Here is a 23,714-nt window from a genome sequence, read left to right as displayed (position 1 = left end):
CGCGTGCATATCGACGAATGGTTGCAGGCGATCCCGGCCGGCTGGCTTTACGCCATGGTCGCGCTGGTGATCGGGTTCGAGAGCCTCGGCATCCCGCTGCCCGGCGAGATCGTCCTGGTCAGCGCCTCGATCCTGGCCTCCAAGGGCGTGGTGCACCCCTTCTGGGTCGGTGCGTGCGCGAGCGCCGGGGCGATCCTGGGGGACTCCGTGGGGTACGCGATCGGGCGCAGGGGCGGCGCGCCCCTGTTCGAGCGGCTCGGGCGGCGCTTCCCGAAGCACTTCGGGCCCCGGCACATCGCCAAGGCCGAAGGGTATTTCCAGCGGTTCGGGGTGTGGGCGGTCTTCGTCGGGCGGTTCATCGCGCTGCTGCGCATCCTGGCCGGGCCGCTGGCGGGGGCGCTGCGCATGCCGTACTGGAAGTTCGCCGTCGCCAACGTGCTCGGCGGGATCGTGTGGGCGGGCGGCACCACCACGGTGATCTTCTATCTCGGGCTCGTCGCCGAGAAGTGGCTGAAGGGCTTTTCGTGGGTGGGGCTCGCGGTGGCCGTGGTGTTCGGGATCTGCACCACGCTCTATCTGAAGCGGCGGGCCGCCTCAGCGCTCGATGAGGGTGACCTCGAGGGAGTAGTGCGAGGCCCGGTAGACGTGTGAGCCGTGCTCGACGGCCCGGCCCTGGTCGTCGTAGGTGGTGCGGATCATGGTCAGCAGCGGCGCGCCGCGGCGCTCGTCCAGCAGCCTGGCCTCGGCCTGGGTGGCGGCCCGCGCGCCGATCCGCTGGTTGGCGACCCGCATGCGCACGCCCGCGGCGCGCAGCAGCTCGTACAGGCCGCGGCTCTCCAGGTCGGCGGCGGTGAGCTGGGCCAGGCCGAGCGGCAGCCAGTTGTGCAGCACCGCCAGCGGCTCCCCGGCCGCGAACCTCAGGCGCTCGAGATAGAGGATCTCCGCGCCCGCCTCCACACCCAGGATCTGGGCGACCTCCTCCTCGACGGGGCGCGGCTCCAGGGCCAGCACCTGCGTGGCCGGCTCCTGGCCCGCCCTGCGCAGGTCGTCGTAGAGGCTCGTCAGCTCCACCGAGCGCTTGACCTGCCCGTGGACGACCTGGGTGCCGACGCCGCGCTTGCGCACCAGCAGGCCCTTGTCCACGAGATACTGGATGGCCTGGCGGATCGTGGGCCGCGACAGGCCCAGCTTGTCGGCCAGCAGGATCTCGTTGTCCAGCCGGGAGCCGGGCGCCAGGTCCCCTCGCCGGATGGCCTCGGCGATCTGCTCGGCCACCTGGAAGTAGAGCGGCACGGGACTGGACCGGTCCAGGTCGATGGCGAGATTCGCGGTCATGCTGATCAGCTTAACGCAGGTCAGAATGTCCTGACAAACAACCGGTGGCGGGCGAAGTGGGCATAGAGGGACATGATGCCCTTTCCCCTGTTTCGGGAGTGAAGATGGACGTGACGTACCTGCTGGACATCGCCACCGAGGCGGCCAGAGCCGTCGGGCCCCGGCTGCGCAAGGCCTTCAGATCCCGGCCCGAGGTGTCCACCAAACGCGACTTCCACGACCCGGTGACCGAGCACGACCGGGCCGCCGAGGAGACCATCCGCGCGGTCATCGCCGCCCGCGCGCCCGAGAGCGTGATCGTCGGCGAGGAGGGCGGCACGACCGGCTCCGGCGACCTCGTCTGGTACATCGACCCCATCGACGGCACCGCCAACTTCGCCGCCGGGCTGCCGTTCTTCTGCGTGTCGATCGCCGTGGCCACGCGCGGCGAGCTGGTCGCCGGCGTGGTGTACGACCCCGTGCGCGAGGACGAGTTCGGCGCCTCCACCGAGGGCGCCTGGTGCAACGGCACGCCGATGAGGAGCGCGGGAGCCACGAGAGACCGGGAGGCGATGCTGCTGTCGAGCTATCCGACGCCCGCGGACCTGGAGGCGGACGGCGAGGAGGCGCTGCGCCGCTACGGCCGGTTCCTGGAGTCCTTCTCGGCCGTGCGCAAGCCGGGCAGCGCCGCGCTCAAGCTCGCGCACGTCGCCGCCGGCTGGTCGGACGCCGCCTACGGCACCCGCGCCCACCCCTGGGACGTGGCCGCGGGGGCGTTGCTGGTGCGCCGGGCGGGCGGCGTCTACCTCGGCGACCCGCTGGCACAGGGGTCCTACCTGGCGCACGTGGCCGGCTTCGACCTGGACGGCTCGGTGCTGGCCGAGCTGGCGCCCCGGTGACGCAGCCGGTGACGCAGCCGGTGACGCAGCCGGTGACGCAGCCGCGGTGACTCCGCCGGCGAAGCAGTCGCGGTGACGCCGCTAGCGGAGCAGCCGCGGGAGCTCGGTCAGTGAGGTGATGCGCGGGAAGCCGGCGGGTGGCGGCTCGACCCCGAGCCGGTCGAGCCAGACCGAGCGCATCCCGGTCGCCGCCGGCCCCGTCACGTCCTTGTCGACGTCGTCGCCCACCAGCAGCACCTGCTCCGGCGCCAGCCCCAGCGCCGCGGCAGCGCCGGTGTAGGAGGCGGGTGACGGCTTGAAGTGGCCGCCCAGCACCTCGCCCGTCAGCACCGGCCCGACCAGGTCGGCCAGCCCGATCGCGCGGACCTTCGCCTCCTGCATCGGCTGCGCCCCGTTCGTCAGCACCCCGAGCGCGAACCCGCCCAGCTCCGCCACCGCCCCCGCCGTGTCCGGGTAGGCGCTCCAGCCCTGCCGGTAGCGCTCGCCGAAGTCGGCGTAGGCCGAGTCGAGGTCGCCGGGCACCGGCACGGCCAGCTCCCGGCAGAGCGAGGTCAGGCGGTGGTGCCGCTGCTCCTGATGGGTGCACTCGCCCGCGTGCCACATCGCCAGGTAGCGCCCCTCCAGGACCGCCCAGAGCGCGGCCACCTCCTCCAGGCGCGGGTGGCCGGGGAAGCGCGCGGTCATCCAGGCCGTGATCGCGGCGTCGGCGGCGCTGCGGTGGTCGAGCAGGGTGCCGTCCAGGTCGAACAGGACACCTTTGACGCCCGGCATGGGTCTGGCGGTCACGGCGTGGCTCCGGCTCCGGTGGCGGGTGCGGTCACGAGAGGGCCGCGGCGGCGATGCGGGCGGCCGTCTCCCGTGGAGGGTATCCGAGGGTGAGGCCGCGGACCGACAGCGGCGCCTGGGCGAAGCGGGCCTCGCCGTTCTCGCTGAGGATGTAGCGCAGCGCGGGGGAGTGGCCGCCGTGCGCCTCCAGCGCCGCCACCTCCGGCTCGGCCAGCTCGGGCGGCAGCGCGCCGCGGTAGTCGGCGATCAGCGCGTCGAGGTCGAACAGCTGCGCGTAGCGCTCGGCCGTGCCCGCCACGACCCTGATCAGCCCGCCCGCCGGCTCCGCGTGGTAGACCAGGCCGGTGCCGCCGCTCTTGGCGAACCAGCGCAGCGCCTCGGCCGCGGGCAGCGTGAACGCGCCGTACGGCTTGCGCCCGTACAGCAGGGCGTCGGCGATCCACCGGTCGCACCACAGCTCGTCGTGGTACGGCGACGGGGAGCCCGGGTCGACGGCCAGCCCCTGGGCCAGCACCGGGTTCCAGGCCGAGACCAGCGGGCTGCTGAAGCGCGGCATGCGCGGCCCGCTCCAGTGGCTGAGCGCGTAGCCGTACCAGATGGTGACGACCTCCACCTGCCGGTCGGGGAGGGGCCGCTCGTAGGTGCCGTTCATGATCTGGCCGCCGTCGGGGTGCCGCCAGGGGCCCGGGACGACGCCTGCGGCCGCGGGGACCGGAGGGGTCCGGTAGTCGGGATGCAGTGTCCACGCGTCCGCCACAGTCCCTGCCCCCTCGGGTGCCAGACCACCTGAGTGGCCATCGTGCAACAGCTGTAATCGAGTTGCAATAGAGCAGGGCCGAACGCTGATTTTTGTCATCGGCGGACGTGACGTACGTCTTCGGTCAGTGCTGTTGCCGGTAATCCCCGGCCCGGCGCACGTGGTCGATCATGACGCGTTCGGCGGCCTCGGCGTCGCCGGCCGCCAGCGCGGCCAGGATGCTCTCGTGCGCTTCGAGCTGGGCCTTGACCTGGGCCTCGTCCAGCCACAGCGACGCCTCGGCGGGCACCGGGAAGCTGTTGCGCACGGACCTGGCGTGCGCGCCCAGGAAGGCCGGGCCGCCGATGTCCACGATGCGCAGGTGGAACCGCCTGCTCTGCTCCCCGAGCCGGTCGTGCCTGCCGTGCGCGGCGTCCTCGGCCATCGACGCGTGCAGCTCGCGCAGCCCGGCCAGCTCCTCCGGGGTGATCCGGTCCGCAGCCAGGCGCGCGCCCAGGCCCTCGACCACCGCGCGCAGGCCGTAGTACTCGGCCAGGGCCTCGTCGCCCAGGTCCACGACGGTCGCGCCGTGATGCGCCTCGTAGCTGATCAGCCGGTCCGTCTCCAGCCTGCGCAGCGCCTCGCGCACGGGGGTGACCGACACGCCCAGCCGGCGGGCCACCTCCCCGGCCCGCAGCGCCGTGCCGCCCGGGATCCGGGCGGTGCGGATCTCGTCGAGCAGCACGCTGTAGACGTACTCGGCCTTGCTCATCGGCGGCCGCGGCTCAGTAGGCGACATGTCCAAGAGTGTCCCGTCTGGTTGACCTATGACATATTTCTTATAAGTTACATACCTATGACGAGCCTCGCCGACCTGCGGGTCATCGACGCGGCGACCCTGTTCGCCGGTCCCTCCGCCGCGATGATGCTGGGCGACTTCGGCGCCGACGTGATCAAGATCGAGCACCCCCGGCGCGGCGACCCCTCGCGCGGGCACGGCGCGTCCGTGGACGGCGTGGGGCTGTGGTGGAAGACGCTCGCGCGCAACAAGCGCGCCGCGGCCGTGGACCTGTCGCACCCCGACGGCCAGGCGATCCTGCGCCGCCTGGCCGAGCGGTCCGACGTGCTGATCGAGAACTTCCGCCCCGGCACCCTCGAACGCTGGAACCTCGCCCCGGAAGACCTGCTCGAGCTCAACCCGCGGCTGATCGTGGCGCGGATGACCGGGTTCGGGCAGTTCGGGCCGATGGCCAAGCAGCCGGGGTTCGGGACGCTGGCCGAGGCGATGAGCGGGTTCGCGGCCATGACCGGGCAGCCCGACGGGCCGCCCACGCTGCCGCCGCTGGCCCTCGCCGACGGCATCGCGGGCCTGGCCATGTCGTACGCGATCATGGTGGCCCTGCGCGCCCGGGAGCAGAGCGGGCGGGGGCAGGTCATCGACCTGGCGATCATCGAGCCGATCCTGGGCATCCTCGGGCCGCAGATGACCGCGTACAAGGCGCTGGGCGTCGTGCCGCGCCGCACCGGCAACCGCTCCAGCAGCAACGCGCCGCGCAACACGTACCGGACCCGGGACGGGCGGTGGCTGGCCATCTCCACCAGCGCCCAGCCCGTCGCCGAGCGGGTGGTCACCCTGGTGGGGCGGCCCGACCTGGTGGAGCAGCCGTGGTTCGCCAGCGGCGCCGGGCGCGTCCAGCACGTGGACGAGCTGGACGAGGCCGTCGCGTCGTGGATCGCCGAGCGGGACGCCGACGAGGTCATCGCCCGCTTCGAGGAGGCGCAGGCCGCGATCGCGCCCATCTACGACGTCTCCGACATCGCCGAGGACCCGCAGTACGCGGCGCTGGAGACGTTCGTGGAGAGGCCGGACGAGGAGCTCGGCTCGGTCACCCTGCAGAACGTCCTGTTCCGCCTGTCGGACACGCCCGGCGAGGTCCGCTGGCCGGGACGGCGGCTCGGGCGCGACACCGACGAGGTGCTCGCGGAGCTCGACTACACCGGCGAGGCGATCGCCGCCCTGCGCGAACAGGGCGTGATCGCGTGAACGTCACCTGGCTGTACGTGCCCGGCGACCGGCCCGAGCGCTTCGACAAGGCCGTGGCCTCCGGCGCGGACGTCGTCATCATCGACCTCGAGGACGCGGTCGTGCCCGCCCGCAAGGACGAGGCCCGCGCCAACGCCGTCGCCTACCTGCGCGCCCGCCGAGGCGCCGAGGGGCAGGCGCGGGTCCACGTGCGGGTCAACGACCTGGCCACCGCGCGCGGGCCGGCCGACCTCGAGGCCGTCGGGGAGCTCGCCGACGCCGTGCGGCTGCCCAAGGTCGAGTCCGTGGCCGTGCTCGACGCGGTCACCGGCGCTCCGGCGTACGCGCTGCTGGAGTCGGCGGCCGGGATCGTCGCGGCCCGCGAGATCGCGGCGCACCCGAAGGTCGCCGGCGTCGCGCTCGGCGAGCAGGACCTGGCCGCCGAGCTGGCCATCACCGACGAGCGGGCCATGGACCACCTGCGGCTCCAGGTGGTGCTGGCCGCGGCGGCGGCCGGCCTGCCGCCGGTGCCCATGGCCGTCTACCCGAACGTCAAGGACGAGGCCGGCCTGCTGGCCTCCTGCCTGGCGGGCCGCGGTCTCGGCATGTTCGGCAGGACCGCGATCCACCCCCGCCAGATCCCCGTGATCAGGCGGGCGTTCCGCCCCTCGGAGGAGGAGACGGCCAGGGCGGCGGAGATCGTCGAGGCGGCCGAGCAGGCCGAGCGGGCGGGCCTGGGCGCGGTCGCGCTGCCCGACGGCCGCTTCGTGGACGCCCCCATCGTCGCCCGGGCGCGCCGCACCGTGGCGCTGGCCCGCCGCCTGGCCGAGCCGGAGGGCTAGGACGGGTACCAGCGCGTCGACAGCTCCTCGTCCACGGGGGCGGGGCCCGGCAGGTCCCGGTGCGCCGGCGGCACCCGCAGGGAGTCCATCACGAGCGCCAGGTAGCGGTGGCGCAGCTGCGCGGTGCGCTCCTCGTCGCCGAGCTTGATCGAGGCCAGCTGCTCGAACAGCATGGCGATGTCCGCCGTGGTCACGTCCGGCCGCAGCACGCCGGCCTCCACCGCGCGGCGGTGCGCCTCGGTGGCCAGCGACGAGGCCTGGACCGCGGCGCGGCCCAGCTCCTCGGTCGGCGTGAACGTGCCCGCCAGCTTGATCGTCAGGGAGTTGGTGTCGGCGTCCACGATGCCGCGCATGTAGGCGGCGAACGCCTCCCACGGGTCGCCCTCCTGGGCCAGCGACCGCTCGGTCACCTCGATGTAGAGCTGGAGGCCGTCGCCGCACAGCTTCTGCAGCAGCGCCTCCTTGCTGGGGTAGCGGCGGTAGAGCGCGCTGATCCCGACGCCCGCCTTCTCGGCCACGGCCGCGATGGGGGCGCCGGGGTCGGCGGTGAAGACCGCCCGGGCCGCCTGCAGGATCAACTCGTCGTTGCGCGCGGCCTGCGCTTTGCGGCCGCTCATGGGTGCGCTCGTCATACCGGCCAGTATATCGGAACGTAAGATTCCGTTCTAGTGTGGACAAGTCCGCATGTCTATACATAGAAATGATATTGAGGTAGAACCAGGGCGAGCCCGTTGGTCTTGGAGGTGTCCTATGAGACGTACCCCGATCGTGCTGGCCCTGCTGGGCGCGCTCGCCGTCACCGGCTGCTCCTCCTCCGGGGGGCAGAGCGCGCAGAGCGCTACAGCCGCGAACTCGGGCGCGAGCTCCGCGGCCGCGCCGGCCGCCGCGAGCGCCAGCTTCGCCGTCATCACCCACGCAGGCGCCGGCGACTCCTTCTGGGACGTGGTCAAGAACGGCGCCGAGGCCGCGGGCAAGCAGTACGGGGTGAAGGTCACCTATCAGGGCGACGGCGACCCCGCCAAGCAGTCGCAGCTCATCGACCAGGCCGTCTCGGAGAAGGTGGACGGCATCGTGGTCTCCATGGCCAACCCCGACGCGCTCAAGGAGGCCATCGGCAAGGCCGTCGCGGCGAAGATCCCGGTGGTCACCATCAACTCGGGCGCCGACTCCTCCAAGGCGTTCGGCGCGATCACGCACGTCGGGCAGTCGGAGGACGTGGCCGGACGCGGCGCGGGCGAGCAGCTCAAGGCAGCCGGCGTCACCAAGCTGCTGTGCGTCATCCACGAGGCCGGCAACGTCGGCCTCGACCAGCGCTGCAAGGGCGCCGAGCAGACGCTGGGCGGCGCGGTCGAGCGGCTGCAGGTCGACGTGAGCAACCTGGCCGACGTCACCTCCAAGGTCACCGCCAAGCTCCAGTCGGACAAGCAGGTCAACGGCGTGCTCGCGCTCAACCCGGCCGTCGCGATCGCCGCCAGGGACGCCATCAAGGACTCGGGCTCGCAGGCCAAGCTGGCCACGTTCGACCTGTCGGGCGACGTGGTGAGCGCGATCAAGGACGGGGAGATCCTGTTCGCCGTGGACCAGCAGCAGTACCTGCAGGGCTACCTGCCGATCACGTTCCTCAACCTGTACAAGAACAACCTCAACACCGTCGGCGGCGGCCTGCCCGTCAACACCGGGCCCGGCTTCGTGACCAAGGACAACGCCGAGCAGGTGGCCAAGCTGGCCGAGGCGGGCACGCGATGACCCTGGCGGCCGATGAGCGGGTCGCCGACGTCGGTTTGGCCCGCCGGCTGCTGATCCGGCCCGAGCTGGGCGCGGTGGTCGGGCTGGTCGTGGTGTTCGTGTTCTTCGCCTCCCAGTCGCCGGTGTTCCGGTCCCTGGACGGCATCGCGAACTGGCTCGACCCGGCCGCCACCCTCGGCATCATGGCCGTCGCGGTCGCGCTGCTCATGATCGGCGGCGAGTTCGACCTGTCGGCCGGCGTGCTGACCGGCACGAGCGGGCTGATCCTGGTCACCCTCGCCACCCGTTACGGGTTCGACGTGTGGACGGCGATGCTCATCGGGCTGGTCGTGGCGCTGGCCATCGGGTTCGCCAACGGCCTGATCGTCACCAGGACCAAGCTGCCCAGCTTCATCGTCACGCTGGGCACGTTCCTCATGCTGCAGGGCGTCAACCTCGGCGTCACCAAGGCCATCACCGGGACGGTGCAGGTCAGCGGCCTGCGCCGGGCCTCCGGCTTCGAGACCGCGAACGCGATCCTCGCCGGGACGATCCAGATCGGCGGGACCTCGTTCCGGGTGGCGATCGTGTGGTGGATCCTGGCGACCGCCGTGGCCACCTGGGTGCTCATGCGCTCCAAGGCCGGAAACTGGATCTTCGCGGTGGGCGGCGACGAGCAGGCCGCCCGCGCGGTCGGCGTGGCCGCCGCCCGGACGAAGATCGCCCTGTTCATGACGACGGCGTTCGCCGCCTGGCTGGTCGGCTCGATCCTCGCGCTGCGCTACACCTCCGTCCAGGCCAACATCGGCATCGGGCAGGAGTTCATCTACATCATCGCCGCCGTCATCGGCGGCTGCCTGCTCACGGGCGGGTACGGCTCCGCGATCGGGGCCGCCATCGGCGCGGTCATCTTCGGCATGGCCGACAAGGGCATCGTGTTCCTGGGCTGGAACGCCGACTGGTTCAAGTTCTTCCTGGGCGCGATGCTGCTGCTGGCGACGCTGGCCAACCGCCTGGTCAGGCGGTACGCCGAGGAGGTGAAGCATTGATCCTGGAGACCAGGGGCATCGGCAAGACGTTCGGGTCGGTGCTGGCGCTGCGCGAGGTGTCGATGGGCGTGCGGGCCGGCGAGGTGACCTGCGTGCTCGGCGACAACGGCGCCGGCAAGTCCACGCTCATCAAGATCCTCGCCGGGGTGCACCAGCACGACGTCGGCACGCTGCTGGTGGACGGCCAGGAGGTGCGCTTCGCCGGCCCCCGCGACGCGCTCGACCGCGGCATCGCGACCGTCTACCAGGACCTGGCGATGATCCCGCTCATGTCGGTCTGGCGGAACTTCTTCCTCGGCTCGGAGCCGACGAAGGGCCTGGCCTTCGACGTGGCCAAGGCCAGGAAAGTCGCCCGCGAGGAGCTGCGCGCCATGGGCATCGACATCCGCGACGTGGACCAGCCGGTCGGCACGCTGTCCGGCGGCGAGCGGCAGTCGGTGGCCATCGCCAGGGCCGTCTACTTCGGCGCCCGCGTCCTCATCCTCGACGAGCCCACCTCCGCGCTGGGGGTCAAGCAGGCCGGGGTGGTGCTGCGGTACATCGCCCGGGCCCGCGACCGGGGGCTCGGCGTGGTCTTCATCACCCACAACCCCCACCACGCCTACCCGGTGGGCGACCGGTTCCTGCTGCTCAACCGGGGCGCCGGCGTGGGCGAGTACGGCAAGGCCGACATCACCACGCAGGAGCTGACCGCGCTCATGGCGGGCGGGGCGGAGCTGGAGGAGCTGGCGCACGAGCTAGAGCGGGAGTGACCGTTTTGGGGGGAATTTGACGATTTTGGGCGGTGGTCTGGAGGTGCGAACAGGCACTAATCCCTCGGCGTGACATTCACCTGGGGGTCATCGTGACCACAATGATCAAGCGGGTCGTCCTGGAGCCGGCGGCGCAGGAGTTCGCCGACGCCACCGCCCGGCGCCCCTTCATCTACGAGCTGCCGCCCGAGGAGGGGCGCGAGGCGCTGGAACGGCTCCAGTCGGACCCGAACGTGCCCAGGCCGGAGATCGACGAGGAGTGGATCCAGGTCCAGGGCGGCCCGACCCGCCTGGTGCCGGTCCGGATCGTCAAGCCCAAGGGCGCCACGGGCACCCTGCCGGTCATCTTCTACATCCACGGCGCGGGCTGGGTGTTCGGCTCCGCCCACACCCACGACCGCCTGGTGCGGGAGCTGGCCGTGCGCTGCGGCGCCGCCGTCGTCTTCCCGGAGTACGACCGCGCTCCCGAGGCGAAGTACCCCACGCAGATCCAGCAGAACTACGTCGCGGCCCGCTGGGTGTCGGAGCACGGCAAGGAGAAGGACCTGGACGCGACGCGGATGGCGGTGTGCGGGGACTCGGTCGGCGGCAACATGGCGACCGTGCTGGCCATGATGGCCAGGAAGCACGACGCCGTACGGCTGCGCGGGCAGTGCCTGTTCTACCCGGTCACCGACGCGAGCTTCGACACCGAGTCCTACCGGCAGTTCGCCTCCGGCTACTACCTCAACCGCGACGGCATGAAGTGGTTCTGGGACCAGTACACCCCCGAGTCCTCCCAGCGCGCCGAGAGTCACGCCTCGCCGCTGCGGGCCCGGTCGGAGGAGCTGCGCGGCCTGCCGCCCACGCTGGTCATCACGGGCGAGGCGGACGTGCTGCGCGACGAGGGCGAGCTGTACGCGGCGCGGCTGCGCGAGCTGGGCAACGACGTGACCGCGGTGCGGATGGCCGGCATCGTGCACGACTTCGTCATGCTCGACAAGCTGCGCGACACGAACGCCTGCCAGACGGCCATGACTCTCGCCACGACCATGCTGCGGCGGTGGATCGAGTCTTGATCTACGCGCCCGCGGCGGTTCCCCCGGGGCCGTTATTACGCGGCCCGCCCGTGACGCAGGGCGGGCCGCACAGATCGTGCGGCCCGCCAGTGCGGCATGCACAGGGCCGCCGGACGAGGGCGGCTTTATGGTGCGGCCGTACTCAGCGCCCCCCTCCGAGGAGCTTCCATGACCGCCGTCGACTCCCGAACGATCCCCATCGGCGCGGCATTCGATCGGATGCCGTTCACCCGCAGGCACGCGCTCATCGCGCTCGCGCTGTTCATCGCGTTCGTCATCGAGTCGTGGGAGCAGCTCGCCCTCGTCTACGTCTCCGGCGACCTCGGCACCGCCTTCGGGATCGACGAGGCGGGGGTCGGCGTCGTGCTGTCGGCGGTCGCCTTCGGCATGATCCCCGGCGTGCTGGTGTGGGGGCCGGTGGCCGACCGCGCCGGTCGCAAGCCGGTCGCGTTCTGGTCGCTGCTGGCGTACGGGGTGATCGCGCTCGCCTCGGCGTTCGCGCCGAACGTGGTGGTGCTGGTAGCCCTGCGGGTGGCCTCCGGGCTGGCGCTGGCCGGCGTCTACACGATCACCTTCCCCTACTTCCTGGAGCTGCTGCCGACCCGCTCGCGCGGGCGGGCGGCGGTCTACCTGTCGATCGGGTGGCCGATCGGCATGCTGGCCGCGATCGGGGCGTCTACGACGCTGGGCGGCCTGGGCTGGCACGTCGTGGTGATCGCCAGCGCGGCGGCGGGCCTGTGGGCGTTCGCGATCCGGGCGTGGGTGCCGGAGTCGCCGTACTGGCTGGCCGCCAGGGGCCGCCAGGAGGAGGCCCGCGCGGTGCTGCGCGCGCTGAACAGCCCTGACTCGGAAGCCACTTTCACGGTGGCGAGCGAGCGGGTGGGACGGCCGCTCGACCTGTTCCGCGGCGGGCTCGCCCGGATCACCGTGGTCATGCTGCTGCTGAACTTCGTCTTCAACTGGGGCTACTGGGGCCTGCAGACGTGGCTGCCGACGCTGCTGCAGCAGAAGGGGCTGACGCTGTCGGCCTCGCTCGGCTTCGCGGCGCTGAGCGCGCTGATGATGATCCCCGGGTACGTGAGCGCCTCCCTGCTCACCGGCCGGTTCGGCCGCAAGAAGGTGTTCCTCGTCTACGTCGTGGCGGCGGTGCTGGGCGGGCTCTGGTTCGCCACCGCCACCTCGACCACCGGCCTGTACCTCGGCAACTTCGTGCTGTCGTTCTTCAGCCTCGGCGCCTGGGGCGTCTGGAACACCTGGAACGGCGAGTTCTACCCGACCGCCCTGCGCGGCACCGGCTACTCGTGGGCCACGGCCGCGCAGCTCGTGGCCACCACGGTGGCGCCGTCGGCCGTGGGGGCGCTGCTGGCCCACGCCACCGGGTTCACCGCTACCATGCTGGTCATCAACGCGTTCATGGTGGCCACGGCGCTGCTGGCCGTGCCGCTGCCGGAGACCGAAGGACGCGAGCTGGAGTGATCCTCGGCGTCGCCCTCGTACGGCCCTCGCCGGTGCTGGTGGCCGTCAGGGACGGCGCGCCCGAGTGGCCGGTGAGCCGCGCCGCCGCCCGCGCGGCGGCGCGGGCGTGCGTGGCCGTGGACCTGGGCGACGTGCCCACCGCCGCGGTGGCGGCCGTCCGGGTGGGCGGGCCGTGCCCCGAGGCGCTGCGCCCGCGCGTCGGCTCCGGGGTCGCCACGATCGTGCGCGGAGGCCACAGCCTCACCGGGCGCGTGCTGGCGCCGCTGGACACCGAGGCGGTCCGGCGCTTCGCCGCCACGTGCGGGCTGAGCGACTTCGCGGTGACCGCGACCGGCTCCCCGATGCTGGCCGACCACGAGCTGGCCGTGGCGGCGATCATCGCGGCCGAGGTGCCGCAGGCGCGGATCACGCTGTCGTACGAGTTCGGCCACCCGGGGCTGCGCGAGCGCGAGCAGGCCACGATCCGCAACGCGGCGCTCGGCCCCGAGGCGGGGCGGATCGCCGACGAGGCGGCCCGGGAGCTGCCGGGGGTGCCGGTCTTCTTCGCCAGGTCGGGCGGCGGGCTGGTGTCGGCCCACTACTTCCGGCGCTACCCGCTGGCCTGCGACCTGGGCGGCACGGCGAGCCTGGCGCGCGGGCGGGTGGCCCTGCCCGGCGTGCCCGGCGAGGTGGCGGCGGCGTACGGGGCGGCGATCGGGCGGCCGGAGGCGCAGGTGGAGCGGATCGTGCAGGCGCGGGGGCGGGCGGAGCTGGACCGGGTGCTCCAGGACGCCAGGGACGAGGCCCTCACCCGCGTGGTCAGCGCGGGCGCCCTGCCCGGCTCGGCCACGATCGCGGAGACGACCGTCAACCCGCTGTCGTACCTGCCGGACGGGCTCTACCGGGTGCGGGTGACGGCCGAGGGGACGATGCCGTGAACCCGCGCGCGGGCGAGGCCGTGATGATCGACCAGGACGGGCTCGCGCGGCTGTCGGCCGGGGCGAGGATGTTCGCGACCGGGGCGGCGGAGTCGGCGCACACCCTCACCCTCGACTGGGCGGGCTCGCTGATCGGGCCCGGCGTCGAGCTCGTGACGGCCGGAGGGCTGGCGCCGGACACGCTGTGCGTGGCGGTCAGCCTGGTCGGGTCCACGACCGCGCTGGGGGAGCAGCTGCCGAGGGGCGACGAGCCCGCCCGCGCCGTACGGGCGCTGGAGCGCAGGCTGGGGGAGCGGGCCGGGGCCGTGGTCGCCCTCAACCTGGCCGCCGAGAACGCCCTCGTCCCGCTCATCGCGGCGGCCCAGCTGGGGGTGCCGCTGGTGGACGGCGACGGCACGGGGCGGGTGTTCCCGCTGCTGGAGCAGACGACGTACGCGCTGGGCGGGATGAGCCCGGCGCCCCTGGCGCTGGCGGGCGGGTCGGGCGAGCTGGTGCTGCTGGAGACGGCCGGCGACCGGGTGGAGGAGCTGATGCGCCCCGTCGTGCTGTCGGTCGGCGGGTGGGCGGTGGCGGCCTGCTACCCGATGGCGACCGGCGACCTGGCGCGGGTGCTCGTGCCCGGGACGGTGAGCCTGCTGCTGCGCGCGGGCGAGCCCGGGGCGCCCCGCGCGACCGCGGCGCCGTTCGGCGTGCGGACCCTGTGCCGGGGGCGGATCCTGACGGTCGAGGGCAGCACCGGGCACGGCGCCGACCTGTCGCTGCCGTCGCTGCCGTCGAGCATCGTGGTGCAGGAGACGGAGGGGCTGCGCCGGCTGGTACGGCTGGAGGCCCACAACGAGATCGTGCTCGCCCTGGCCGACGGGGCCGCGGTGGCGATGACGCCGGACCAGATCTGCATGATCGCCACGGCCGACGGGATGGTCGTGGACGTCGACAAGGCGGTGCCCGGCCTGGAGGTGGACGTCATGGTCGTGAAGGCCGCACCGGTGTGGCACACGGAACGGGGGCAGAGGTTGGGCGGGCTGCACGCTTTCGGGATCCCGCTGTGACGGGGCCGCGGGCGGGGTGGGAGGCGCCGGTCACGGTGGCCGAGCTGGTCAACGCCGGGCCGCTGGCCGGGGCCAGGATGTACGGATCGGGCGAGAACCCCGTGCACCAGGTGCGGATCGTGGACGAGCTGTCGGTGTTCGGGAGCGTGGCGCCGCACACGGCGGTGGTCCTGATCGGGACGGCGGCCAGCGGCGGATGGGCGGTCGAGATGGCCACCCGCCGGGCGTGGGAGCAGGCGGCGGCGTGCGTGATCGCGCCCGCGGGCGGGCTGAGCGAGGGCTCCGGCGAGGTGCTGGCCGAACGGCTCGGCGTCACGCTGATCTTCGTGGACGAGGATCCGCTGATCGTCGCCGTCCGGATCGCGTCGGCCGCCGCCCGGCCGGAGGCGGCCCGCACCCAGCTCGTGGCCCGCTGCGCCACGCGCCTGGCCGAGGCCGGGCCCTCGGCCCGTCGCGTGCTGGGCGTCCTGAACGCCGAGCTGCCCGGCACCTCGGTGACCCTCCTCGACCGCCACGGCCGCCACCTGGCCGGGGCCCGCGCCGCTCGCCCGGGCGCGGATGCCCAGGGAGCCGACGGCGGTGGGGCGGGGGCGCGGTGGTCGGCCGAGGTGGAGGTGCCCGATCTGGACGACGGCGTGCTGGGCACGCTCGTGGCCGGAGGGTCGTCCCGGTCGCCCGGATGGCCGGCGGCCGTGCGTACCGTGCTGAGGCTGGCGGTGGCCCCGCTGACCGCCTGGGCCGCGCAGGAGCGGCTGCGCGCCTCCCGCGACGTCGCCCTGCGGCGCGCCCTCGCCGAACGCCTGCTCACCGACGCCCAGCAGCAGGAGCCCGGGGAGCCGGAGGAGGGCGGGGCGAGGGCGGAGGCGATCGCGCTGGGCTGGCCCGTCGAGGGCGCGCTGACCGCCTACCAGGTCCGGCCGACGGCGGAGGCGGGCGACGCCGCGCTGGCCGGGACGCTCATCACCGCGGCCGTGGGCCAGGTGCCCGTGCTGCCGCGCGGCGAGGGCTGGGCGGGATGGTCGGCGCTGGACCCCGGCGAGCTGGCCGGACGCCTCCACCGCTGCCTGCGGACGATGCCCTGGCCGTGCGCCGCCGGGGTGGGCGCGCGCGTGGAGGGCCTGCGGGCGGTGGAGGAGTCGCTGCTGGGGGCCGAGGCGGCGGCGTTCGTGGCGGGACCGGGGACGGTGGCGCGAGCGGATCGGATGGGCCCGGCCGAGCTGCTGGGCGCGCTGCCCACCGGCGTCCTGCGCACCCCGGCCACCGTCGTGCTGCGGCCGCTGCTGGCGGTCGACAAGGACGGCACGCTGCTGGAGACGCTGGCCGCGGTCCTGGACGAGGGCGGCGCGCTGAAGGCCGCCGAGCGGCTGGGCGTGCACCGCAACACGATCACGACCCGGCTGGAGCGCATCAAGTCCGCGGGCTTCGACCTGGACGACGCCGCCACCCGCCTGGCTCTGCAACTCGCCTGCCACGTCCTGCTCCGCTGACCGCGCTCAGGCGTGCGGGATGCACTGAGGGGCCCTTCCTCCTGTGCGGGCCGCACATGCGGGCGGCGCCCCCGTCGGCGTACGGTGCAGCGCATGAGCTATCGCGTCGCCATGGACATCGGCGGCACCTTCACCGACGTCGTCTGCTACGACGAACGCAGCGGGACGGTCACCGCCTCGAAGGCGCCCACCACTCCGGGAGACCTGGCCGAGGGGGTGTTCGCCGCGCTGGGCCGGGTCGTCGACGATCCGGCCGGGATCTCGTTCTTCGTGCACGGCACCACCCAGGGGCTCAACGCGCTGCTGGAGCGCAAGGGTGCCCGGGTGCTGCTGCTGGCCGGTCAGGGCGGCAGGGACGTCTACCAGATTGCCAGGGGCAACCGCGACCGCATGTTCGACCTGCGGTACCGCAAGCCCGCGCCGCTGGTCCCGCGCCAGGACGTCATGGAGGCCGGCGGCCGGCTGGACTACCTGGGGCGCGAACTCGTGCCGCTCGACGAGGAGTCGGTGCGGGCGGCGGGGCGGCGCGCGCGGGAGGAGGGGTTCGACGCGGTGGCCGTGTGCCTGCTGTTCTCCTACGCGAACCCGGCGCACGAGCTGCGGGCCGGCGAGATCCTGCGCGAGCAGCTGGGCGACGACGTGCTGGTCGTGCTCTCCCACGAGGTGGCGCGGGAGTGGCGCGAGTACGAGCGGACCTCGTCGGCGGTGCTGGAGGCCTACACCGGGCCCGTGGTGCGCCGCTACCTGGCCAGGATCGAGCGGCGCTTCGCCGAGCGCGGGCTGGCGGTGCCGGTCCACGTGATGCAGTCGTCGGGCGGGCTGGTCAACGCCTCGTACGCGATGCGCCGGCCGTTGCAGACGCTGCTGTCCGGGCCGGTGGGCGGCACGATGGGCGGGGTCGCGGCGGCCCGGCTCATGGGCAGGGAGAACGCCATCTGCATCGACATGGGCGGGACGTCGTTCGACGTGTCGCTCGTCGTGAACGGGCGGCCGGACGTCAGCGCCGAGGCCCGCATCGAGGGCTACCCGGTGCTCATGCCCATCGTCAACCTGCACACGATCGGCGCGGGCGGCGGCTCGATCGCCTACGCCGAGGCGGGCGCGCTGCGGGTCGGGCCCGAGTCGGCCGGAGCCGTGCCCGGGCCGGCCTGCTACGGCAGGGGCGGCACGCGGGCCACGGTCACCGACGCGAACGTGGCGCTCGGCCGGGTGGACCCGGCCTGGTTCGCGGGCGGGCTGATGACGCTGGACGTGGAGGCGGCGGGCACGGCGGTGGCCACGCTGGCCGACGAGCTGGACATGGACCCGCTGCTGCTGGCCGAGGGCATCTGCGACGTGGCCAACGCCAAGATGGCGCAGGCGATCCGCACGCTGACCGTGGAGCACGGGATCGAGCCGCGGGAGTTCGCGCTGGTGGCGTTCGGGGGCGCGGGGGCGATGCACGCCGTGTTCATCGCGCGCGAGCTGGGGATCTCCGAGGTGGTGGTGCCGCGCTTCCCGGGGGCGTTCTCGGCGTGGGGGATGCTGGAGGCCGACGTACGCCGGGATCTGACGCAGCCGTACTTCCGGTCGCAGGACACGCTCGACGGCCCCGATATGTCCCGAAATTTCGGGATATTGGAGGAAGAGGCCCTGGGGGCGCTCTCCGCCCAGGGCGTGCCCGAGGAGCGGCGCCGGGTCGAGCACGCCGTGGACATGCGCTACGAGGGCCAGGATTACACGCTGACCATCCCGCTGCGCGACGCGGTCGAGCCCGCCGAGCCCGGGTTCCTCGAGACGATCGCGGCCCGCTACGCCGAGGCGCACACCGGCCGCTACGGGCACGCCACCCCGGAGGCGCCGGTGGAGTTCGTCATGCTGCGCAGCACCGGGCTGGGCTCGTTCCCCCGCACCGCCGCCGCCGCGCAGGAGGCCCCCGAGGAGCGGGCGGCGTACGTACGGGACGTGATCTTCGACGGGGCCGTGCACAGCACCCCGGTGCTGCGGCGCTCCAGCCTCGACGGCGAGCTGGCCGGGCCCGCGATCGTGGTCGAGGAGACCGCGACGACGGTCGTCCCGCCCGGCTGCGTGGCCACCGTGGACCCCAACGGCTTTCTCATCGTGAAGGTGAACCTTTGATCGACCCTGTCACCACGGAGATCATCCGCTGCGCGCTGCTGCAGGCGGCCGAGGACATGAACACCACCCTCATCCGCAGCTCCTACACCCCCGTCATCTACGAGGCCAAGGACTGCGCGGTCGCGCTGCTCGACCGCGACCACAACGTGCTGGGCCAGTCGTCCGGGCTGCCGATCTTCCTGGGCAACCTGGAGGTGTGCACCCGCGAGACCGAGCGCCTGTACGGGTGGGAGGTCTGGCAGGAGGGCGACGTGTGGGTGCTCAACGACTCCTACATCGGCGGCACCCACCTCAACGACGTCACGGTCTACGGGCCGATCTTCGTGGACGGGGAGCTCGCCGGCTTCGCGGCGTCGCGGGCCCACTGGCTGGACGTCGGCTCCAAGGACCCGGGCGGCTCCATGGACTCCACGTCGATCTTCCAGGAGGGCCTGCGGATGGGCCCGGTCAAGGTGTACGCGGGCGGCGCGCCCTGCCGCGACCTGCACGAGGTGATCGCCCGCAACGTACGCTTCCCGCACGCCACGCTCGGCGACCTGCGCGCCCAGGTGAGCTGCGCCATGACCGGGCAGCGGCGGCTGAAGGAGATCGTGTCGCGGTGGGGCCTGGACACGGTGCTGGCCGCCCGCGACGAGATCTTCGCCCAGACCGAGCGCATGGAACGCGCGGCCATCGCGGCCATCCCCGACGGCGTCTACGAGGCCTCCGGCTTCCTCGACAACGACGGCATCGACCTCGCCACCCCGCTGCCGGTCAACGTCACGGTCGCGGTGTCGGGCGAGGCGATGCACGTGGACCTGACCGACTGCGCCGACCAGGCGCTCGGCCCGGTCAACTGCGGCGCGGCCCAGGCCGTGGCCGCCGTCCGCGTCGGCTACAAGCTGCTGGTCTCGGGCGACGTGCCGCTGAACGGCGGCTCGTTCCGCCCGCTGTCGGTCGAGACCCGGCCCGGCTCCATGCTGGCCGCCGAGTCGCCCGCCGCCTGCCAGTACTACTACTCGCACCTGGGGCTGCTCATCGACCTGGTGGTCAGGGCGCTGGCGCCGGTGCTGCCGGACAAGGCGGCCGCGGCGTCGTACGGGGACTCGATGATCGTGCAGTTCACCGGCACGGACCCACGTACCGGCAAGCTGTACGTCTCCCAGGAGGCCACGGTCGGCGGCTGGGGCGCCTGGGACGGCGGCGACGGCGAGACCTGCCTGATCAACAACGTCAACGGCGCCCTGCGGGACATGCCCATCGAGGTGCTGGAGACGCTGTTCCCGGTCCGGGTGCGCCGCTACGAGATCCGCCCCGGCACCGGTGGCGCCGGTCAGTGGCGGGGCGGGAACGGGGTGGTGCGCGAGTACGAGTTCTGCGGGGACACCTCGCTGTCGCTCTGGTTCGAGCGCTCGGTCACCCCGGCCTGGGGCCTGGCGGGCGGCGAACCGGGCGCGCCGCCCCGCGTCACCCTCAACCCGGGCACCCCGGACGCCCGCGAGATGCTCAAGGTGAACGCGCTGCCGGTCACGGCGGGGGACGTACTGCGCTGCGAGTCGGGCGGTGGCGGCGGCTACGGCCCCGCCGCCCGCCGCTCCCACGCGGCCACGGCCGCCGACCTGACCCAGGGCCTGATCACCGGCTGATGCCACCAGATCTTCCCGCCGTACCGACGCTGCCCTCTGGCGCCGGTACGGCGGGAGGGCCGTGGCCGCGCAGCCGGTCCATCTCGCGCCACTCGGGACGCAGCCCGGTCAGGCTCGTGACGAGCGCGTAGACGACCCCGCACGCCAGCAGCACCGGCGCCAGGCCGGCCGCCGTCACCGCCGCTCCGCCCAGCAGGCCGCCCAGCGGCATGCCGGCCCACATCACCGCGCCCGTCAGGGCGCCCACCCGGCCCAGGAGGTGCCGGGGCACGCGCTCGTACGTGATCGCGCTCAGGATCGGGTTCAGGAATCCGCTGCTGAACCCGATCACCACGAACGCCGCCACCAGCCCCCACACCGGCAGGTCCACGGCGAGCATGAGGAACTTCGGTGGCCCGCCGAGCAGGAACGCCACGAAGAACACCGGCCTGCGCGGCATCCGGTGCGCCACCGCCGCGGCCACCAGGCTGCCCCCGACCGCGGTCAGCCCCATCACGCTGAGGCTCAGCCCGAGGACGGCGGGCCCGTGGCCGGACTCCTTGGCCCACACCGGCGCGAGCACCTGGCTCCAGGCCGCGTCCAGCAGGTTCGTGGCGGCGACCATGACCATCATCGCGAGCAGCAGCGGCTCGCCGCGCAGGAACGCGAAGCCCTGGCCGAACCGCCGCCAGTAGCCCTCCTCCTCTTCGTGCTCGGGAGCGCCGGGGGCGCGGTGCCCGAGCCCGCGCGGCAGCGCCACGGCCACGACCGCCGATCCGAGCGCGAACAGGGCGGCGCTGACGCCCAGGCCGGACAGCGGGCCGAGCAGCGCCACCATCGCGCCGCCCAGCCCCGGCCCCACGGTCACGGCCAGCCGCTCCGTCACGCCCATCAGCCCGGAGGCCCGCTCCAGCGGCATCCGCCCGCGTTCGGCCGCCTCCGGAACCATGATCTCCTTGGCCAGGTCGCCCGGCCCGCGGGCCGCGCCGATCACCGCGACCAGCGCGACGATCACGCCCAGCGGCAGCAGGCCGAGCGCGTGCAGCACGACCATCGCGGTGGCGGCCGAGGCGCTCACGACGTCGGCGATCCACGAGATCCGGCGCGGCCCCGCCCGGTCCACGAGCGGCCCCGTCAGCGCCTTGACCAGCACGTACGGGGCCATCTCCGCGAACGCCACCAGCCCCGTCCACACCGCGCTGCCGGTGCTCGTCAGCACGAACCAGGGCAGCGCGATGGCCGAGACCCGCGTCCCGGTCGTCGACACGGCGATGGCCGCCAGCACCCCGGCCATCGGCCGTAAAGACCCGCGCGGCTCCATCACGGCTCCTCGGGGTCGTCCAGTTCGGGGATGACCTGCGTCATCAGGTAGACCCGGACCGCCTCCGGCGGCGCCTCGTCGCCGTCGCGCCGGTAGCGCGCGAAGAGCTCCGTCAGGTCCGCGCGCAGCCGCAGCGCCTCCTCCGGGGTGAGGCGGAACGGCATGGAGCTGAGGTCGAGCACGCCGCGCCACGGCTGCGGCATGGTCTGCAGCTCGTTGAGCGCGTGCTGGGTGCGCAGGTTGTAGAGGGCGGCGATGGACTGCATGTACGCCAGCACCGCCTCCGGCTCCCGGTCGGACAGCCCGTCGTCGTCGGTGAGCTGGGTCACCCGGTGGACCGAACGCCACCAGCGCTCCCGCGCGTTGCCGCGCTCGAGGTCCTCCTCCACGAACCCGGCGGCGCCGAGCCTGCGCAGGTGGTAGCTGGCCGTGCCCGAGTTCACCCCCAGGCGCTCGGCCAGGCGGGTGGCGGTGGACGGGCCGTGCTTGCGCAGCAGGTCCACGAGCTGCACCCGGAGGGGGTGGGCGAGCGCGCGCAGGCCCTTGGCGTCGAGGACGACCACGCTGTCAGGAGATCGCGTCATGACACGAAGCCTAAACCGCAAACAGTTCTTCGCAAACACTTCTTCGCGAAGAACTGTTTGCAATTTGGGCCGCTAGGTGACGAGCACGTCCCGCAGGAGCGTGCGGCCGCCCGGCCTGCGGCGCCACTCCCTGGGGTAGCCGAGCGACACCTCCTCGAAGCGCACGCCGTCGTACCAGGTGACGCGGGGGATGTGGAGGTGGCCGTAGATCATGGCGGCGGTCGGGTGGCGCGTGTGCCAGTCCCTGGTGGCGGTCGTGCCGCACCACTGGGCGAACTCCGGGTAGCGCAGGACGTCGGTCGGCTCGCGTACCAGGGGATAGTGGTTGACGAAGACCAGCGGCACGTCGTCCAGCCCGGCCAGGCGCCGCCCGGTCAGCTCCACCCGGGCCCGGCACCACGCCTCGCGGCTCGGGTACGGGTCGGGGTGCAGGAGATACTCGTCGGTGCAGACCACGCCGGTGCTGTGCGCGTACGCGAGCGCGCTCGCCTTGGTACGGTGGCCCGGCGGCAGGAACGTGTAGTCGTAGAGCAGGAACAGGGGCACGATCCGGACCGGCCCGCCGGCTCCCTCCCACACCGGATAGTCGTCCTCCGGCGTCACGACGCCCAGCTCGCGGCACATGGCGACGAGATGGTCGTAGCGGGCCACGCCCCGCAGCTCCGGCGGGTCACCCGGCGGGGTCCACAGCTCGTGGTTGCCCGGCACCCACACCACCCGCTCGAACCGCGCGGCCAGCAGGCCCAGCGTCCGGGCGATGTCCTCCAGCCGCTCGCCGACGTCGCCCGCGACCAGCAGCCAGTCGCCGGGGTCGGCCGGCTTCAGCTCCTGGACGATGGCCCGGTTCTCCTCGTAGCCGACGTGCAGATCGCTGACGGCCAGCAGCCTGCTCCCGCCTTCGCTGGGCAAGGGACGTCCCTCCTTCGCGTCAGAGGACGGGGGCGTTGTCCCCCGTGACGATCATGCCATCCGCCGTCCTGGGCAACATGGCCGCGACCTCGCCCGCGAGGTGCGGGTCGGCACGGAACGCCTCCATGATCGCCAGCTTCAACGCCGCGCGGCTCGGCTCGTCGTCCGGCTTGGCGCCGGCCACCGTCTCGATCACCTGTCTGGACGCGGCGTCACCGCGGCCGAAGACCCGTTGCAGGATGCGGGCGCCCCGGGCCACGGCCGTGTCGGCGGCCAGCTCCCGGGTCTTGGCCAGCACGCTCACGCCGTAGGCGTCGATCGCAGAGGAGACGAAGGGCATGAGGTGGTCCACCGTGTCCATGAGACCTCCCGTGGGTCCTTGTGGAATGACGAGATGGTAGCTTCCGGAGTTCGCCCGGCAAGGGCATAACCTGTCGAATGTGCCTGTGCCGTACCTGACCCTCACCTCCGTCGTCGAGCACGAGACGGAGGCGAAGCGCTCGCGGTTCATCTGCGCGCTGGCGCCCGCGCGCAGCGTCGAGGAGGCGATCGCGTTCATCGGCGAGCGGCGGCAGAAGCATCCCGGCGCCACCCACAACTGCACCGCGTACGTCGTCGGGCAGCGCGTGCAGAAGGGCGACGACGACGGCGAGCCGGGCGGCACGGCGGGCACGCCGATGGTGCAGGCCCTGGTGGGCAGGGGGTTCAGCGACGTGGTGGCGGTGGTGACCCGCTATTTCGGCGGCACCCTGCTGGGGGCGGGCGGGCTGGTGCGCGCCTACGGCTCCGCCGTGACCGAGACCCTCGACCGGGCCGAGCCGGTGCGGATGGTGCCGGCCCGGGTCGTGCGCGTCGCGGTGGCCCACGACCAGGCCGGGCGGGTGGAGAACGACCTGCGGGCCTCGCGCCACCCGGTGCGCGAGGTGACGTACGCGGGCGAGGTCACCTTCGCCGTCTCCGTGGGGGAGGACGAGGTGGCGCCGTTCGCGGACTGGGTGGCGACGCTGACGGCCGGGCGGGCGCGCGTGGACGTGGGCGAGGAGATCCACGTCCCTGCCTGATCAC

General features: G+C 73.3%; 24 protein-coding genes. 15 read left to right on the top strand and 9 right to left on the bottom strand.

The window, feature by feature from the left end; genetic code table 11:
* Positions 1 to 3 precede the first annotated feature (3 nt).
* Positions 4 to 651, top strand: a complete 648-nt coding sequence (locus tag H4W80_RS14190; RefSeq protein WP_192785522.1) for a DedA family protein — start codon at positions 4 to 6, stop codon at positions 649 to 651.
* Here H4W80_RS14190 and H4W80_RS14185 read toward each other — a convergent pair.
* A complete protein-coding gene (locus tag H4W80_RS14185; protein ID WP_192785521.1) occupies positions 595 to 1,335 on the bottom strand; it encodes a GntR family transcriptional regulator in 741 nt (246 codons plus the stop codon). The genes H4W80_RS14190 and H4W80_RS14185 overlap by 57 nt on opposite strands.
* Before the next feature lie 104 nt (positions 1,336 to 1,439).
* On the opposite strand from H4W80_RS14185, the gene H4W80_RS14180 reads away from it, so the two are divergent.
* Positions 1,440 to 2,213: an inositol monophosphatase family protein gene (locus tag H4W80_RS14180; RefSeq protein WP_192785520.1), complete on the top strand. Its 774-nt coding sequence runs from the start codon at positions 1,440 to 1,442 to the stop codon at positions 2,211 to 2,213.
* An 81-nt stretch (positions 2,214 to 2,294) separates the two neighbouring features.
* Here the strand turns inward: H4W80_RS14180 and H4W80_RS14175 are convergent, their stop codons facing one another.
* The 3 genes from H4W80_RS14175 to H4W80_RS14165 form a co-directional block, all read right to left on the bottom strand.
* Positions 2,295 to 2,999, bottom strand: coding sequence for an HAD family hydrolase (locus tag H4W80_RS14175; RefSeq protein WP_192785519.1), 705 nt, complete (start codon positions 2,997 to 2,999; stop codon positions 2,295 to 2,297).
* A gap of 31 nt (positions 3,000 to 3,030) precedes the next feature.
* Positions 3,031 to 3,756: a hypothetical protein gene (locus H4W80_RS14170; RefSeq protein ID WP_192785518.1), complete on the bottom strand. Its 726-nt coding sequence runs from the start codon at positions 3,754 to 3,756 to the stop codon at positions 3,031 to 3,033.
* Between the two features lie 124 nt (positions 3,757 to 3,880).
* Positions 3,881 to 4,534, bottom strand: a complete 654-nt coding sequence (locus tag H4W80_RS14165; protein WP_225963436.1) for a GntR family transcriptional regulator — start codon at positions 4,532 to 4,534, stop codon at positions 3,881 to 3,883.
* Positions 4,535 to 4,591: 57 nt separating this feature from the next.
* Here H4W80_RS14165 and H4W80_RS14160 point away from each other — a divergent pair, with 57 nt between their 5' ends.
* Together H4W80_RS14160 and H4W80_RS14155 are read left to right on the top strand one after the other, a co-directional pair.
* Complete coding sequence (locus tag H4W80_RS14160; RefSeq protein ID WP_192785517.1) at positions 4,592 to 5,779, top strand: CaiB/BaiF CoA transferase family protein; 1,188 nt, start codon at positions 4,592 to 4,594, stop codon at positions 5,777 to 5,779.
* Complete coding sequence (locus tag H4W80_RS14155; RefSeq protein ID WP_192785516.1) at positions 5,776 to 6,600, top strand: HpcH/HpaI aldolase/citrate lyase family protein; 825 nt, start codon at positions 5,776 to 5,778, stop codon at positions 6,598 to 6,600. Before H4W80_RS14160 ends, H4W80_RS14155 begins: the two co-directional genes overlap by 4 nt.
* On the opposite strand, the gene H4W80_RS14150 is transcribed toward H4W80_RS14155, so the two are convergent.
* Entirely contained in the window at positions 6,597 to 7,232 is a 636-nt protein-coding gene (locus H4W80_RS14150; protein ID WP_225963435.1) for a TetR/AcrR family transcriptional regulator, read from the bottom strand. The genes H4W80_RS14155 and H4W80_RS14150 overlap by 4 nt on opposite strands.
* A gap of 118 nt (positions 7,233 to 7,350) precedes the next feature.
* On the opposite strand from H4W80_RS14150, the gene H4W80_RS14145 reads away from it, so the two are divergent.
* From H4W80_RS14145 to H4W80_RS14100, 10 genes are all read left to right on the top strand, one after another.
* Positions 7,351 to 8,346: a sugar ABC transporter substrate-binding protein gene (locus tag H4W80_RS14145; protein WP_192785515.1), complete on the top strand. Its 996-nt coding sequence runs from the start codon at positions 7,351 to 7,353 to the stop codon at positions 8,344 to 8,346.
* Positions 8,343 to 9,374, top strand: a complete 1,032-nt coding sequence (locus tag H4W80_RS14140) for an ABC transporter permease (protein ID WP_192785514.1) — start codon at positions 8,343 to 8,345, stop codon at positions 9,372 to 9,374. The genes H4W80_RS14145 and H4W80_RS14140 overlap by 4 nt, the downstream gene beginning before the upstream one ends.
* Positions 9,371 to 10,126, top strand: a complete 756-nt coding sequence (locus H4W80_RS14135; RefSeq protein ID WP_192785513.1) for an ATP-binding cassette domain-containing protein — start codon at positions 9,371 to 9,373, stop codon at positions 10,124 to 10,126. Before H4W80_RS14140 ends, H4W80_RS14135 begins: the two co-directional genes overlap by 4 nt.
* Before the next feature lie 101 nt (positions 10,127 to 10,227).
* Entirely contained in the window at positions 10,228 to 11,184 is a 957-nt protein-coding gene (locus H4W80_RS14130) for an alpha/beta hydrolase (protein WP_192785512.1), read from the top strand.
* Positions 11,185 to 11,352: 168 nt separating this feature from the next.
* Complete coding sequence (locus H4W80_RS14125; RefSeq protein ID WP_192785511.1) at positions 11,353 to 12,660, top strand: MFS transporter; 1,308 nt, start codon at positions 11,353 to 11,355, stop codon at positions 12,658 to 12,660.
* A complete protein-coding gene (locus H4W80_RS14120) occupies positions 12,657 to 13,577 on the top strand; it encodes a hypothetical protein (RefSeq protein WP_192785510.1) in 921 nt (306 codons plus the stop codon). Before H4W80_RS14125 ends, H4W80_RS14120 begins: the two co-directional genes overlap by 4 nt.
* Positions 13,574 to 14,626 carry a DUF917 domain-containing protein gene (locus H4W80_RS14115; protein WP_192785509.1) on the top strand — a complete coding sequence of 351 codons (1,053 nt, stop codon included), beginning with the start codon at positions 13,574 to 13,576 and terminating at the stop codon, positions 14,624 to 14,626. Before H4W80_RS14120 ends, H4W80_RS14115 begins: the two co-directional genes overlap by 4 nt.
* Positions 14,623 to 16,113, top strand: coding sequence for a PucR family transcriptional regulator (locus tag H4W80_RS63585; RefSeq protein WP_192785508.1), 1,491 nt, complete (start codon positions 14,623 to 14,625; stop codon positions 16,111 to 16,113). Before H4W80_RS14115 ends, H4W80_RS63585 begins: the two co-directional genes overlap by 4 nt.
* A 93-nt stretch (positions 16,114 to 16,206) precedes the next feature.
* Complete coding sequence (locus H4W80_RS14105; protein WP_192785507.1) at positions 16,207 to 18,231, top strand: hydantoinase/oxoprolinase family protein; 2,025 nt, start codon at positions 16,207 to 16,209, stop codon at positions 18,229 to 18,231.
* Positions 18,228 to 19,856 carry a hydantoinase B/oxoprolinase family protein gene (locus H4W80_RS14100; protein ID WP_192785506.1) on the top strand — a complete coding sequence of 543 codons (1,629 nt, stop codon included), beginning with the start codon at positions 18,228 to 18,230 and terminating at the stop codon, positions 19,854 to 19,856. Before H4W80_RS14105 ends, H4W80_RS14100 begins: the two co-directional genes overlap by 4 nt.
* Here the strand turns inward: H4W80_RS14100 and H4W80_RS14095 are convergent.
* From H4W80_RS14095 to H4W80_RS14080, 4 genes are all read right to left on the bottom strand, one after another.
* Positions 19,846 to 21,129, bottom strand: a complete 1,284-nt coding sequence (locus H4W80_RS14095; RefSeq protein WP_225963434.1) for an MFS transporter — start codon at positions 21,127 to 21,129, stop codon at positions 19,846 to 19,848. The genes H4W80_RS14100 and H4W80_RS14095 overlap by 11 nt on opposite strands.
* A 26-nt stretch (positions 21,130 to 21,155) precedes the next feature.
* The gene (locus tag H4W80_RS14090; protein WP_192785504.1) at positions 21,156 to 21,740 is read right to left on the bottom strand and encodes an ArsR/SmtB family transcription factor; all 585 of its coding nucleotides are present in this window, start codon (positions 21,738 to 21,740) and stop codon (positions 21,156 to 21,158) included.
* Positions 21,741 to 21,812: 72 nt separating this feature from the next.
* Positions 21,813 to 22,649, bottom strand: a complete 837-nt coding sequence (locus H4W80_RS14085) for a metallophosphoesterase family protein (protein WP_192785503.1) — start codon at positions 22,647 to 22,649, stop codon at positions 21,813 to 21,815.
* Positions 22,650 to 22,668: 19 nt separating this feature from the next.
* Positions 22,669 to 23,010: a hypothetical protein gene (locus H4W80_RS14080; RefSeq protein ID WP_192785502.1), complete on the bottom strand. Its 342-nt coding sequence runs from the start codon at positions 23,008 to 23,010 to the stop codon at positions 22,669 to 22,671.
* Between the two features lie 79 nt (positions 23,011 to 23,089).
* On the opposite strand from H4W80_RS14080, the gene H4W80_RS14075 reads away from it, so the two are divergent.
* Positions 23,090 to 23,710, top strand: coding sequence for a YigZ family protein (locus H4W80_RS14075; RefSeq protein ID WP_192785501.1), 621 nt, complete (start codon positions 23,090 to 23,092; stop codon positions 23,708 to 23,710).
* The last annotated feature ends 4 nt before the right edge of the window (positions 23,711 to 23,714 follow it).

Source organism: Nonomuraea angiospora (assembly GCF_014873145.1).
In the GTDB taxonomy this organism is placed as follows: Bacteria; Actinomycetota; Actinomycetes; order Streptosporangiales; family Streptosporangiaceae; genus Nonomuraea; species Nonomuraea angiospora.
The sequence above is the reverse complement of the archived record's forward strand: the minus strand, read 5'-3'. Positions and strand labels throughout refer to the sequence as shown.

Bases quoted from the DNA above. Each gene is read 5' to 3' on its own strand.
- H4W80_RS14090 (WP_192785504.1), bottom strand. From the start codon at position 21,740: ATGACGCGATCTCCTGACAGCGTGGTCGTCCTCGACGCCAAGGGCCTG.
- H4W80_RS14125 (WP_192785511.1), top strand. From the start codon at position 11,353: ATGACCGCCGTCGACTCCCGAACGATCCCCATCGGCGCGGCATTCGAT.
- H4W80_RS14095 (WP_225963434.1), bottom strand. From the start codon at position 21,129: ATGGCCGGGGTGCTGGCGGCCATCGCCGTGTCGACGACCGGGACGCGG.
- H4W80_RS14185 (WP_192785521.1), bottom strand. From the start codon at position 1,335: ATGACCGCGAATCTCGCCATCGACCTGGACCGGTCCAGTCCCGTGCCG.
- H4W80_RS14080 (WP_192785502.1), bottom strand. From the start codon at position 23,010: ATGGACACGGTGGACCACCTCATGCCCTTCGTCTCCTCTGCGATCGAC.
- H4W80_RS14140 (WP_192785514.1), top strand. From the start codon at position 8,343: ATGACCCTGGCGGCCGATGAGCGGGTCGCCGACGTCGGTTTGGCCCGC.
- H4W80_RS14105 (WP_192785507.1), top strand. From the start codon at position 16,207: ATGAGCTATCGCGTCGCCATGGACATCGGCGGCACCTTCACCGACGTC.
- H4W80_RS14150 (WP_225963435.1), bottom strand. From the start codon at position 7,232: ATGACGAGCGCACCCATGAGCGGCCGCAAAGCGCAGGCCGCGCGCAAC.
- H4W80_RS14165 (WP_225963436.1), bottom strand. From the start codon at position 4,534: ATGTCGCCTACTGAGCCGCGGCCGCCGATGAGCAAGGCCGAGTACGTC.
- H4W80_RS14130 (WP_192785512.1), top strand. From the start codon at position 10,228: ATGATCAAGCGGGTCGTCCTGGAGCCGGCGGCGCAGGAGTTCGCCGAC.
- H4W80_RS14145 (WP_192785515.1), top strand. From the start codon at position 7,351: ATGAGACGTACCCCGATCGTGCTGGCCCTGCTGGGCGCGCTCGCCGTC.
- H4W80_RS14180 (WP_192785520.1), top strand. From the start codon at position 1,440: ATGGACGTGACGTACCTGCTGGACATCGCCACCGAGGCGGCCAGAGCC.
- H4W80_RS14160 (WP_192785517.1), top strand. From the start codon at position 4,592: ATGACGAGCCTCGCCGACCTGCGGGTCATCGACGCGGCGACCCTGTTC.